Origin of the sequence: Fusobacterium sp. (assembly GCF_019012925.1) — a bacterium.
Lineage (GTDB): Bacteria > Fusobacteriota > Fusobacteriia > Fusobacteriales > Fusobacteriaceae > Fusobacterium_A.
The window spans coordinates 1-11,788 of the sequence record NZ_JAGIRL010000033.1 but is presented as its reverse complement, the minus strand read 5'-3'; the positions used below and the strand labels follow the sequence as shown (position 1 = coordinate 11,788).

Sequence of the window (11,788 nt, the reverse complement as noted above, 5' to 3'; positions counted from 1 at the left end):
TATATAAAAAAAGATTTAAAACTAAAAGATAGAATTTATAGATGTCCACATTGTGGAGCGATAATTGATAGAGATTATAATGCTTCACTAAATTTATCTATGTATAAATTAGCATAATTTCACAAACAAGAAAATGCTAATGTGTAGGATTCGTTGTATCCGAATTTAAGCCTTTGGAGAGTTATATAAAACGAAAGTAGCTACGGCAAAATCAGACTCTGAGAAGAAGGAAATAAACAAATTTCTATATTTTTATAGATTTTTGGCAACGGATAAAAATGAGACAAGAAGCAACGATCAATAGAAATAGTATAACAGTTAACTTTACAGTAAAGTATTGTAATAATTCGGAGTCATTATTAGATAGTGATGGATTTAAAAGAGTTCTTACAGCTTTTATTGAAAAAATTGAAAAAAAAGAGACACCTGTATATATCTATATAAAGGATTGTTGTGGAAAAAATAGTAATTTAGTTCAGGAGATTACAAAATTATTTAAACTGTTAATAGTTTTAGAAGCTGATGAACTGGCTAAATTAGATGAGAAATACTGTAAATTATTGGAAGATAGGAATACATTGATAGAGTTTATAGAGAATCTTTACACATTCTGGAGAAGATATGAGAGATATGCAATTGTAAGAAATAGTAAAAAGGGTGAAGGACTTCAAAATGTAAACTTTATTGAAGCTATAAATAATTTTAAAAATCTGATATTGAGTACTTATCGTCAAATAGAAGAGACTATAATGGGGTATAAACATAGAGTATATAGACAGTTGAGTGCTGGGATAAATGCTGGAATTATATTGAATGATATGAATAGAAACTGTCCAGCAGAATATTCAGTTTTAGAGAGAATACCATTTATTGAAACTGTGATACTTCAGCCACCATTTATAACATATCCTAAGAGAAATACAAGAACAGGGATATTCCAAGAGGTATTTGAAAATCCTTTGAAAGAGGTATGTATAAATGAAGAGAACTGGTTTTGTTATCCAGCAAAAGTTGGAGAATCTTTAGCTTTTGTATATTTTAATAGATCTTTTATGTCACAAGGAGTGGCACTATGTAATCTATTTGAATTGGCTAGAGAAGAGGAGTACAAAAATAGAAAGCCAGATATTGTATATATGTATGGAGTAAAAGATTATGATAGAGAGATGAAGACAGTTTTCTATGATGATAAAGAGAATGATATGTTGGTTGGCTATGCTAATTATGGTGAGGATATAGATTATTTTGGATATATGAAAAAGATGATACTAACTCTTCATAATATAAGAATGATAAAAAAAGGTGGACTGCCAATACATGGAGCTATGGTACATGTTATAATGAAAAATGGAAAGAACTATAACATAGTGATAATGGGGGATAGTGGAGCTGGAAAATCAGAGAGTTTGGAAGCATTTAGAAATCTGAGTGAGAAGTATGTAAAGGATATGAAAGTAATATTTGATGATATGGGAACATTGATGTTGAATCCTAAAAATGGAGCTCCTTTGGGAATAGGTACAGAGATAGGGGCATTTGTAAGATTAGATGACTTAGATACTGGCTATGCTTATAAAGAGATAGATAGAAGTATATTTATGAACCCAGATAAGAAAAACTCAAGAATTATAATTCCAATAGCTTCTTATAGTGATATTATGAAAGGTTATCCAATAGATTTCTTTTTCTATGCTAATAACTATGATAAGGTAGAGGATAATGAGTTGGAATTTTTCTCTACTCCTAGTGAAGCTATTGAAGTATTTAAGGCTGGAAGAAGAATGGCTAAGGGAACTACAAGTGAGGTTGGAATAGTGGATTCATACTTTGCTAATCCATTTGGACCTGTACAGAAACAGGAAGAAACTAATATCTTAATTGAAAGATTCTTTAAAGAGATATTTAATAAGGGTGTTAAAGTGGGAGAGATAAAAACTCAGTTAGGAATAAAAGGTATGGAGAAAGATGGACCACTTAAGGCAGCACAAAAATTATTTGAATTGATAAAGGATTAAATAATTTAAGAATAGATTTTAGCTGAAAAAATAGTAAAAGAAAAGGAAAAAATTTTTGTAGTAGATTTATATATAAACATAACTATTACAGTAATTTTTTCCTTATTATTTTATACTATAAATATATCTCTGCTTCTCTTCTCTCAATATACTTAGTTTCAAGCATATCAATAATAGGTTGAATAGGATTATTAAAAACCTCTCTACCATTAAAAGTACAAATTTTGATACAAGCATAACAATGTATACATTTTTCAACTTCAACAATATCAGGTTTTCTAGGATCAATTGCCTTTACAGGACACACTATCCAACACTTTCTACAATAGACACAGTTGTTATTAGCCATAGGTGTAAATAGAAGTTTAGGCATTCCCTGTTTGTATGGACGATTTCCAGGAAGAGTAGGTTGAGAAAGATCATTTCTCTCTAATTTTTCTCTTATCTTCTTTCCAAATTCTAGGGCTATCTCTAAATCTTCTGTATCAGGTCTATTTGTTCCAACTTTCTTACTATATGAATGTTCACCTATAAAAGCACCACCAGCCAAGATAGAGAAACCATTATCTTTTAGAATATCTTCTAACTCAACTAGTGCATCTTCATAGGCTCTGTTACCATATACCACAATTGGGATAGCTAGGCCAGTTCCCTTAATGTTGTTTAATGTAGGGAGTATCACTTGAGGAACTCTACCAGCATAGACAGGGACACCAACAATTACTAAAGTATCCTCATCATTATCATAACTTGGTTTGTTGTTGTCAATAAAGGTAATATTTTCCTCTATCATCTCTACTCCAAGTCCTTCAGCTATCTTTTCTACCACTTTTTTAGTTGTGTTTGTAGGGCTAAAATAATAGTACCTAACTTTTTTTATTGTCATAAGTTTCCCCCTCTATTTTAATTAAATTATAAATCCACTTCCTAAAACCTTTTTATTTTCATCATAGAAAACTACTCCTTGCCCTGGAGTTACAGCTCTAACTTTATTTTCTAAGAATTTAACTTTTAAATTTCCATTTTTTAGTGTTTCTAAAGTACACTTATGTAATTTATCTCTTGAACGAGTTTTTGCCCAACAAACTATTCCGTCAAGATCTTCATATGAGTTTACAGAGATTAAGTTTATATCCTTAGCTTCTAACTCATCTTTAAACAACATCTCATTATCACCAACAATAACACTATTAGTCTTTCCATCTAGTTTGATAACATAGAGAGGTTTTTCTTGAGATATTCCCAATCCTTTTCTTTGTCCAATTGTATAGAAAGATAATCCGTTGTGTTGACCTAAAATTTTACCATCAACAGTTACAATATTCCCTTTTTTTCCAGCTTTTCCTTTAGTTTTTTCCAAAAGAAACTCTTTTAATTTTCCATCTTCTACAAAACAGATCTCTTGAGAATCTTTTTTAGCATAAACTCTAACACCTAAAAATTCAGCTAACTCTCTAACTTTAGGTTTTTCCAAATCACCAATTGGAAACATTAGATATTTTAAATTCTCTTTTTTTATTTGAGATAGGAAGTAAACCTGATCCTTATTAGGGTCATCTCCCATAGCTAAAATTCCATCTTTCAGCTGTGTATAGTGACCAGTAGCCATAAAGTTTGCCCCCTTTGAACGAGCAAAGTCAATCAACATACCAAACTTAATATGCTTATTACATACCATACAAGGATTAGGAGTTCTACCATTCATATACTCATCTACAAAGTAGTTCATTACACTACTATGAAACTCTTTTGTAGCATCTAAAACATAGTGAGGTATTCCTAAATCTTCACACACTCTTTTTGCATCTTCATCTTCAGGATTACAAGTTCTCATAGTTATACCAATCACATCATATCCCTGTTTTTTTAAAATATAAGCTACTGTAGAACTATCTACTCCTCCACTCATAGCTACAGCAATCTTTATATTTTTATTGTTTTCATTGTAGACTAAGTATTTTACAAAGTCTTTATTTAAATTTTCCATTTATAACAAACCTTCCTTTTTCTAAAAAAACTTAATAAGAGTTAATGCTAGAGTTATTACTCCTCCAACAAAGATTAACCCTCCTGAAATTTTTGAAATCTTAATCAATTTATCTTCGTTTAAAACTCTAGTACATTTAGAGATGATGTAGGTAGTGATAAACCACTCAACAGCTCCTCCAGCAAATATACCAAAGGCAATGAATGGGGCTACTAAGTCAACATCTTCACCATATACTTTTAAAGTTGTAAAAATAACTAGTATTGTAAAAATACTAGAAATATTAGCTAGTGCTAAGAAAAAAGTTGTAAAATAATCTTTGATCATTCCAGCTGGAGTACACTCTATTTTTTTTATTTTTACTTTTTTCTCTAATTTTTTCCAACCCACAAACATTAGAAAAAAAGCTACAATAATTTGTAAAAAAGATTCAAATTTTACTATAATGTCTTCTACACGAGTAATAAAAAGCAAAGCCGTTAATCCATAAATTACATCAACTGTAACCATACCTAAAGCTGATATATACCCTTTTCGTTGATTTTCTATTAATGTTTTTTCCATACAGTATATTCCTATAGGTCCAAAGGGTAATGATAGTATTAATCCAGTAACGACTCCTTTTAATGCTGTTAATATCAACGGTACCTACCTCCAAAAAATAATTTACTTTAAAGCTTTCCCACATTTAGGACAATAAGAAAAATCTCTCGCTATACTTGTACCACAATGAGGACAGGTATTCGTTTCTAATATAATATTTTCAATATCTTCATACTCTACATTTTTAGATTCTAAAACTTTTAAAATAGAACTCTTTTTTAATTTGTAAACACTCTTACAACTATTACAAATAATTATATACTCTTTTGAATATTTAAAAATTGGAATAAAAAAAATATCAAAAGTTCGAGATAACTCCATTAGAGAAAATGTCTCACTAATACATCCAGTACATTTAAATGAAACAGTACCCAAATTTTTATTTTTATTACCTATTCCTAAAACTCCAATAAAAAACATTTCAACTCCCTTACTATAAGTAAATAAACTGTGAATTACTCCCTAGATGATTATACCATATTCTAGAGCTGTTTAAAAGAGAATTTATAAAATCAAGATTTCTGTTTTAAAAAAAGAAGTGTTTGTTGAGAAATATTATTTTAATCTTTTTATACGTCCAAGCCCAATACTTTTTCTTTTTCCTAATGAGATATTATCAGGAAGAAGAGCATTTGTTTCAAATTCTCCAGAAAATACTAAAATTTCAGTATCTTTTTTTATTATTCTTTCCTCTTTAAACTCTCCTTTAGCAATTATTCTTTTATCTACCCAAATTTTACACATTTTAAAAAATTCTAGTATATTATTTCTCAATTGATTATCTAATGATAACTCTCCCTTGATATATTTTTTATAGTTTATGTCATTTAAAGCAAACCAAAGAGTATCAAACTTATATCTATATAGAGTATCAGTTACTTCAGGCTTAGGGAAAGTAATAGTAACTATAGGTTTAACTTCGATAATTTCCTCACCTAATTTTATAGATTTTAATTCTTCAATATGCTCTAAAAGAATATCAGCACCTTCATCTATTCCTAATAAAGCTAGTTCTCCATCTATTACACGATATTGTATATATGAAGATTTGTAGTTGAATGATATTTCATCTAAATGGTTGTGAAATTGAACTATATTTCTAAAATAATTTCCACAGTATCCTCTTAATCCTTCAGCTGCATTATTATTGAATTTTCTATCAGTTTTTAAAATTATATCTACTTTTTTCATAAAATTTTTCTCCCTTTTTCATTATAATAATTTAATTATATATATGTATTATATCATATTTTAGAACTATGTAGTATAAAGGTTCTAAAGTTTAATTAAGAAGGTATTTTTGGGGAGAAATAGAAAGAGGTTCTAGTTTGAGAAGTTTTTTCATTTCAATATCTTCAAAAACAGTATCTTGTGTCATAAAGGTTATTTTATCGTATTCTTTATTATAACCTAGGCTAATATTAGAATTTCCTTTAGAAAAAGTGAGAGTTTCCCAAGAAAGAGATAAGTAAGGTTTAAAATCTAATTTAGCTAGGAACTCCTCATAATCCTTTAAATTTTTAAATTGTCGAGGTTTTTCACCAAATAGACGATTCAAGAAGGTTATTTTAAAACCAATATCTTCTTTAGAAGTAAAAATATTTCGCTCTTGAATAGTTTCAATATATTCATTCGTATAAGTATTTAAAAAAGCTTTATAAACCATTTCAAAATTTAACCATTTTTCACTAGGAGAGTTAGGTATAAAGTACTCTTCTTTAAAATCTCTCTTTTCACTTTTTTTATATCCATTTTTTTCTAAAATTGAGATGAAGTTACCGAAATTAGAATTTAATTTTGAAATATAGTAGAATTCTATCTTTTGGTTTATATATTTTTTATTTTTAATAAGCAGAGGATTTCCATTACCATATTCTTTACCAAATTGAGTGATCATATGATTTCCTTTTTCTATTTCAGATAATAAATTTTTAGAATTTACTAGGTAATTTTTATCCGAAAGAATGAAACAAGGATAATATTTTAATTCAGCTGTAATATTGATATCTCTATTTAAAAGACAATTAGAACAACCAGCACTACAAGTACATTGTTGAAGTTCAATCTTTACTCTGTCACGATATTTATAAACCTCTCTTCTTGGCTGTTTACCTAAAATTTTAAATTCTTCTTTCCAATCTTCATAAAGAGATGAAAGTTTATAATAGTAACCGTATAAACTAATTAACTTATCTGTAATTAGAAGCTCAAGAAATTTTATATAATCAATCTTATTTTCATAAGCAAAATTTAATATAGCTTGTATCTCTTCTTTAGAAGTGTTAAGCCCTTTTAGAAGAACAAAATTAAGTTTGATTTCAATATTTCTAGCTTTAATTTTTTTAATATTGTTGAGAACAATGTCAAAGTTGTCCTCTTTTTTATTTTTAGCTCTGACTATTTTAAGATAATTTGTTTTGGTTAGAGAGTGCATTGAGAAGTTAAATTTAATCTTTCCATTATATTTTTCTATTCTATCTAAAAGAATATCATTTACACATACTCCATTGGTAACTATAGTTATATCTGGAAATAGATTTTCACACTCTAATCTATCTAAATAGTAGATAATATCTTTCCATTTAAGTAAGGGCTCTCCACCAGTGAAGGTGATATCTGTATAGTGATTATCTATACCATATTTTATAAGATCATAAATATCTTCAAGAGTTTTTGGATTATCTCTAGTTTTGGTCATATCCAATCCTTCCTCATAACAGAAAAAACAAGCATAGTTACAATTTTCTGTAAGAGATATTCTCCAAGATTTTACTCTAAAACACTCTTTCTCAAGAATGTATCTATCAAAATTTCTAGTTTTGAAATAATACCCATTATTCAAAAGAAATTTAATATTTTCCATATCTTGAATAGAAACGGAGATGTCAATATATTGGATTCCCTTTTCACTGAATTCTTTTTCAATTTTTATGAGATTTATATAATTCTCTTCATTCAATTCCCAAATATTTAAAATTAAAATTATATTTTCATCAATTTTTTTAAACTCCAAATTTTTCATATTTTTCACAACCTCAACTATAGTATTTATAGTGTAATTATATCATGAGGTATAAAGAAAGTGAATAATTTAATAAAAAGGTAAAAAATAAGATAAAAAAAGTAAAAACATATACTATAATAAATACATAAAGATAAAGATATTGGAGGTAAGATGAAAAGATTAGTATTATTATTTTCACATCAATTAACAGAAAAACAGGAACTAGATGCTAAAGAAGGTTTAAAGTGTAGTGAAATTTTATATATGCCTAAAGAGTTGAAAGAAAAATGGCAAAATTTGGGAATGGAAAGAGAATTAAATGAATTTAAGGATTTTTTAAAAGAAGTTACAACTATTGGAGATTATGTATTAGTTCAAGGGGAATGGGGAGCAACTTATGAAATGGTAAATTACTGTAAAGAAAATAATTTAATTCCCATATACTCAAGTACTAAAAGAGAGGTGGAAGAAAAAAAAGAGGGAGAAACAATAGTAAAAATATCGAAATTTGTTCATAGAGGATTTGTACAATATTAAACAAGTAAAATTTAAAAATAGAAACTGATAGTAAAACTAAGAAATAAATTATTGAAAAAGGAGGTGTTGAATATGCTAGGAATATTACTAATTGGAACAATAGTAGAGATTTTTGATTAATTATTAAGGGAGTGAAAATAGGATGAATAAGCAGGAAAAGACAATAATATTAGAAGTTATAGCAATCTTAGGTGGAGTTGGAGAAATTTTAACAGGATTAATTTCAGGAGAGTAGTAAAATATGGGAGATTTATTAAGAGTGATAGCAGATATTATTGATGAAATTTTAGATTAAAAGGTTGAGAGAGAAAGTTTAATGACTTTCTCTCAAATCTTATATAGATGGAACAGTATTAGGACAGCTTTATAAAGTTAATGATGGGAAAAGTGGAAAATTAAGAAAAGCACAGTATAAATATTTTCAAGAGGAGTGTGGAATAGAACTTGGTAAAAATTGGATAATTGAAAAAATGAATAAACAGAAAGCACATTTAGAAACACTATTTAAAAGAAGAAAAAAAGATTTAAAACCAATATTTATTTTAAATTCATATATAAACAAATTAAAAGGAATAAAAGGAGATAGTGAGGAGATAAAAGAACAGATAAGAGGGGTTGAAGGAATAGCAAGCAAGATATATTATAGTGAAATTTCTAAACTTTTAGATGAAAAATGGAAGTTTAAAGTAAGAGAACATAAAAAGGCTGTAACTCCATACAATATAACTTTGAATTATCTTTATGGTATTTTGTATAGAAAAATAAAATCAATTATTTTAGCTAATGGTTTTGATTCGACAATTGGGATAATACATGTAGAAGGAAGAGAGAAATTACCATTATTGTATGATTTTATAGAAAAATATAGATATTTAGGATTTGAAAGTGTATTTGAAATTTTGAATAAAAATATGCTTAATGAAAAAGATTTTGAAGAAAATGTATTGAGTATAACTGGAAGAAAAGTTGTAAGCAAGTATCTTAATGAAAAATTAAAGGAAATAAAAACATATAAAAACAAAAGATATTCCATAGAAAAATTAATCGAAATAGATATAAAAGATATAAAAAAGTTAATTTTGGAAGAATAATGGAGTTGGTATTATGAATTATATGGTTTCTTATGATGTAAGTAATGATAAAATTAGAAGATTAATTTCGGATTATCTCAAAAATATAGGATTTATTAGAATACAAAAATCAGTATTTTTAGGAGAAGTAAAACTTGAAATATATGAGAAGATGACAAAAGAAATAGATGCCTTAATAGATAAAAAAAGTGATAGTATTTGCTGTATTCCAATTAGTAAAAATGATTACTTTAATATTTTATCTATAGGAAAGTTAGGAAACTATAGGATATATGAAGAGGAGATATTATATATTTAGACTATAAATTAAAACAGGTAGATTTTTTCTACCTGTTTTTTTAAAAACCTTGTTTTAAATGGTCGTTCCTCAAAATAGGTAAATTGCAACTAAACTCCAATTTATGCTACTTTGAGCAAAGTGAATATAACATGTATATGTTTTCAAATTGAAAACATATTTTCTATTTTGTTTTAGCATTGAGGACATATTTTGTAAAAAAGTGTTAGCTAACAGATATTATGATTATTATAAATACTGTATTACAGCTAAAATAAAGTGTAATTTTATAATTTTAATCTCAAAAAATTAATCCCTTACAAATAAGAGTATATCATATTTCAGTAAAAAAATCAATGGAACAAATTTAAAAATATCACTAAAAAATATTAGTAAAAGTAGTATAGTGAAAATATTGATTTGGGATAATTTTAAATTCAAAGAAATTAAATAAAAAGAGGAAACTCTTTAACTTAATAGAGAAGAAGTTATCTACATCTATAAGTGGTAGGTGAATTGCCTTGTTTTTTTAAGGAAAATATGATATAGTAGTGTCAGTTAAAAGAGGTAAAAATAACATATAAGCTATAAATATTATTGATTTAAAAAGAAACTCTCATTTCAAAAATTAAAAAATAATTTTAAGTAGAGAGATTCATAAGGAGAAGAGATTTGAAGAGAAATATGTCAGAGGCTGAGATAGAGAGGCAGATGGAAAGGGCATTAGACAGAATACCTTTTGAAATGAAGAAAATTAAATTAATTCTTTCAATAGTGAAAAAAATAAAAAGAGTGAAGACAATTTTTAAGTTTAAGTAGGAGGAAATATGTTGAGTGAAAAATTAACAAAAAAATTAGGAACAATAGCAAAAGAGTTTGAAAAGAGAGGTTACACATTGGAAGAGGATTTAATAGAACTGTGTGAAACAAGAGAGGATATAGCTGAAAGAATTGAGAATACAAAGTTCAAGAAAATAGAGTTTTTTCAAGATGAGGAGCTAAACTCTGTGGGAATAACTCTTGAAGATGTTCAGGTAGAGTTTTTTGTAACTGAAGGGGAAGATGAAGAGGGACCTTGGTATGAGGCAGAGGCAGAGATAATTTTCTTTTAAATAGATTTAGGAGGGGCAACTATGAAGATGTTTGACGGTCATGCAGATATTTGGTATGATGTAGCAAAAAAAAGAAAGTTGGGAGAAGAGAGAATTGTAGAGAGATACCATTTGGATAGAATGAGATCTGGAAATATAATGGGAGGTATATTCATAGCATATCTTGGTTATGAAGAGGGGCAAGATGATGTAAAAGAGATGTTACATCTAGTCAATTCCACTATCCATGAGATAAAAAATAATCCTGAACTTTTTAATATAATCAAGAAAAAAGGAGATTTTAATAGAGGGTTAGTAGAGGAAAAATTAAATGTTCTTATGGGAATAGAGGGATTAAGAGCTATTGGTAAAAATTTGGATTGGTTGGATACTCTATATGAGTTGGGATTTAGACATGCATCACTTACTTGGAACGAGGAGAATGACTTAGCTACAGGAGTGGGTGGAGATGAGAATAGAGGACTTACTGATATTGGGATAGAGGCTGTTAAAAAAATGGAGAAATTAGGTATGATTATTGATGTTTCTCATGCCAATGAAAAGACATTTTGGGATATTTTTAACAATACAACTAAACCGATAATAGCTTCACACTCAAATGCATATTCTCTATGCAAACACAGGAGAAATCTTACTGATGAGCAGATTAAAGCTATTGCAAGTAGAGATGGAATAATAGGAGTAAATGCTTATAAAGGATTTGTGGCTATTGATCCAGCTAGACAGAATTTAGAAAGATATGTAGATCATATAGAGTATATTATCTCTCTTGTAGGAGTAAAACATGTAGCACTAGGTTTTGATTTTTGTGAGTATTTGAATCCAGAGAAAAAAGAGGAGGATATAAATCCAAAAGGACTGGAAAATGCTTCAAAAGCTTATGCTGTAATTGAGGAATTAAGAAGAAGAGAGTACAGTGAAAGTGATATAAGAAAGATTGCTTATGAAAACTTTATGAGAATAGCAGAAAATTTATTATAAGCAAAATAAAACCAGAGGTCATAGTTACAACCTCTGGTTTTGAGAGTGTAAATAATTTTGTGTATTTATCATCTCTTGATTATTAATTTTTAAATTATTTTGAAGACTGAAAGGAACTAAAAACCTTTCAGTCTTTCTTCATATTCTATTGCTAATTGTCCTTTTATCAAATGCCAATCTT

14 protein-coding genes are annotated in these 11,788 nt (G+C 27.8%); 8 read left to right on the top strand and 6 right to left on the bottom strand.

All coding sequences use genetic code 11. The annotated features are described in order from the left end of the window. The first annotated feature begins 3 nt into the window (after positions 1–3). Both QZ286_RS06280 and QZ286_RS06275 read left to right on the top strand, forming a co-directional pair. Positions 4–117: a zinc ribbon domain-containing protein gene (locus QZ286_RS06280; RefSeq protein ID WP_291256117.1), complete on the top strand. Its 114-nt coding sequence runs from the start codon at positions 4–6 to the stop codon at positions 115–117. A 161-nt stretch (positions 118–278) separates the two neighbouring features. Next, on the top strand, positions 279–2,015 hold the full coding sequence (locus QZ286_RS06275; protein ID WP_291256115.1) for a phosphoenolpyruvate carboxykinase: 1,737 nt from the start codon (positions 279–281) through the stop codon (positions 2,013–2,015). Between the two features lie 115 nt (positions 2,016–2,130). On the opposite strand, the gene QZ286_RS06270 is transcribed toward QZ286_RS06275, so the two are convergent. From QZ286_RS06270 to QZ286_RS06245, 6 genes are all read right to left on the bottom strand, one after another. After that, positions 2,131–2,901, bottom strand: a complete 771-nt coding sequence (locus QZ286_RS06270; protein ID WP_291256114.1) for a ferredoxin — start codon at positions 2,899–2,901, stop codon at positions 2,131–2,133. 21 nt (positions 2,902–2,922) lie between these two features. After that, positions 2,923–4,002, bottom strand: coding sequence for a tRNA 2-thiouridine(34) synthase MnmA (gene mnmA, locus QZ286_RS06265; RefSeq protein WP_291256113.1), 1,080 nt, complete (start codon positions 4,000–4,002; stop codon positions 2,923–2,925). A gap of 21 nt (positions 4,003–4,023) precedes the next feature. Beyond that, a complete protein-coding gene (locus QZ286_RS06260) occupies positions 4,024–4,644 on the bottom strand; it encodes a LysE family transporter (RefSeq protein WP_291256112.1) in 621 nt (206 codons plus the stop codon). A gap of 24 nt (positions 4,645–4,668) precedes the next feature. Then, a complete protein-coding gene (locus QZ286_RS06255; protein ID WP_291256111.1) occupies positions 4,669–5,025 on the bottom strand; it encodes a zinc-ribbon domain-containing protein in 357 nt (118 codons plus the stop codon). Between the two features lie 135 nt (positions 5,026–5,160). Continuing rightward, on the bottom strand, positions 5,161–5,796 hold the full coding sequence (locus QZ286_RS06250; protein ID WP_291256110.1) for a CRISPR-associated endonuclease Cas6: 636 nt from the start codon (positions 5,794–5,796) through the stop codon (positions 5,161–5,163). A 91-nt stretch (positions 5,797–5,887) separates the two neighbouring features. Next, complete coding sequence (locus tag QZ286_RS06245) at positions 5,888–7,627, bottom strand: radical SAM protein (RefSeq protein ID WP_291256109.1); 1,740 nt, start codon at positions 7,625–7,627, stop codon at positions 5,888–5,890. A gap of 153 nt (positions 7,628–7,780) precedes the next feature. On the opposite strand from QZ286_RS06245, the gene csx20 reads away from it, so the two are divergent. From csx20 to QZ286_RS06215, 6 genes are all read left to right on the top strand, one after another. Then, positions 7,781–8,146 carry a CRISPR-associated protein Csx20 gene (gene csx20 / locus QZ286_RS06240; RefSeq protein WP_291256108.1) on the top strand — a complete coding sequence of 122 codons (366 nt, stop codon included), beginning with the start codon at positions 7,781–7,783 and terminating at the stop codon, positions 8,144–8,146. A 338-nt stretch (positions 8,147–8,484) separates the two neighbouring features. After that, positions 8,485–9,237 carry a CRISPR-associated endonuclease Cas1 gene (gene cas1 / locus QZ286_RS06235; protein WP_291256116.1) on the top strand — a complete coding sequence of 251 codons (753 nt, stop codon included), beginning with the start codon at positions 8,485–8,487 and terminating at the stop codon, positions 9,235–9,237. A gap of 13 nt (positions 9,238–9,250) precedes the next feature. Then, complete coding sequence (gene cas2 / locus QZ286_RS06230) at positions 9,251–9,535, top strand: CRISPR-associated endonuclease Cas2 (protein WP_291256107.1); 285 nt, start codon at positions 9,251–9,253, stop codon at positions 9,533–9,535. A gap of 663 nt (positions 9,536–10,198) precedes the next feature. Next, complete coding sequence (locus tag QZ286_RS06225; RefSeq protein WP_291256106.1) at positions 10,199–10,333, top strand: hypothetical protein; 135 nt, start codon at positions 10,199–10,201, stop codon at positions 10,331–10,333. 8 nt (positions 10,334–10,341) lie between these two features. Next, on the top strand, positions 10,342–10,626 hold the full coding sequence (locus tag QZ286_RS06220) for a hypothetical protein (protein ID WP_291256105.1): 285 nt from the start codon (positions 10,342–10,344) through the stop codon (positions 10,624–10,626). Positions 10,627–10,647: 21 nt separating this feature from the next. After that, on the top strand, positions 10,648–11,607 hold the full coding sequence (locus QZ286_RS06215; RefSeq protein WP_291256104.1) for a dipeptidase: 960 nt from the start codon (positions 10,648–10,650) through the stop codon (positions 11,605–11,607). Positions 11,608–11,788: the final 181 nt, after the last annotated feature.